2 protein-coding genes are annotated in these 1,075 nt (G+C 76.7%); one reads left to right on the forward strand and one right to left on the reverse strand.

Features of this window, described 5'->3' with window-relative positions:
• The coding region (locus HGA02_RS19995; protein WP_484482063.1) for a ScoMcrA-related endonuclease at positions 1–289 on the reverse strand (289 nt) is incomplete at its 3' end.
• A 529-nt stretch (positions 290–818) separates the two neighbouring features.
• On the opposite strand from HGA02_RS19995, the gene HGA02_RS20000 reads away from it, so the two are divergent.
• The coding region (locus HGA02_RS20000; protein ID WP_168681179.1) for a hypothetical protein at positions 819–1,075 on the forward strand (257 nt) is incomplete at its 3' end.

A 1,075-nucleotide genomic window follows, 5' to 3' on the forward strand; every position in this document is an offset into this window, starting at 1 on the left:
CCCCGACCGCGGCGACGAGCGGCTCGGTGACGTCGAAGCCGCGCTTGCGCAGGACGGCAGTCGCGGCGTCGACGGCGACCTCGTCGGCGATCCCGAGGCGGCCCGTCGCGTACCGGTGGGCGACGCCGACGATCGCGCGCGGGTCGTAGACGCGCCCCTCGTGCAGCAGGGCGTAGCCGTCGTCGGGCGTGAACCCGTAGACACCGAGGAAGTCGTCGCGACCGCGGGAGTCGTGCTCCCCGATCGCCTGGAGGATGTGCTGACGCGTCACGGCGGAGAACGTGGCCACGGTCCGAGCCTACGTCGCCCGGCGGGGTCCCCCGATCGCCGTAGCCGTCCCGGCCGGGGCGCGGGTGAAATCACGGGGGGACGATCCGGGACGGACCGGTCCGGACGGGCCGCTCCGTGCGCGACGGGTCGTCGGGCGCCGGCGGTCCGGATGTCCCGTCCTGTCGGAGTCGTCCTCCGGGGGCTTGACGGGCGCGGGGCGGACATGGCCGAGTGCGGGCGGCGGGACCGCGTCGACGGCCGGGGTCCGCACCTGCGGCGATGTCCTCGCGGCACCGCGCCGCCCACCCGCACACCGGGGCGTGACACGCGTGCGCAACGCTGTGACCAGCGACGACGCGCGCCGCGGCCGTCTCTGGCACGACGTCCCGGGGCACCGTCCGGAAGCGCGCGCCCTGGGCAACCGTCGCGCGGCTGTGGCGTGGCACACTCGGCCGACGCGGCGACGGGGCGATGGCCGCACCACCACCCCGACCGCCGTGACACGCGCACGTTGCCGCCTGCCACGGGTGGCGCGAAGGAGTCCGGGGATGGTCGACGTCGAGGTCGCCGCACAGCGTGACGAGCCGGTCACGCCGTCGGCCGAGCCTGCCCTCGACCAGGTCGCCGCCGACGCGTCGGACGCCCCGCACGTGCCCCTCGCGCGCGTCGTGCGGATCGAGTCCGACGACGGCAACGCGGTCGCCGCGGGCTACCTCATCTCGCCGCGCCTCGTGCTCACCGCGCGCCGCGTGCTGGGCCGGAACCTTCCCGTCGCGCGCCTGCGGCCGCCGTCGGGCGGCGTGAC

Origin of the sequence: Cellulomonas septica, assembly GCF_012396155.1 — a bacterium.
In the GTDB taxonomy this organism is placed as follows: domain Bacteria; phylum Actinomycetota; class Actinomycetes; order Actinomycetales; family Cellulomonadaceae; genus Cellulomonas; species Cellulomonas septica.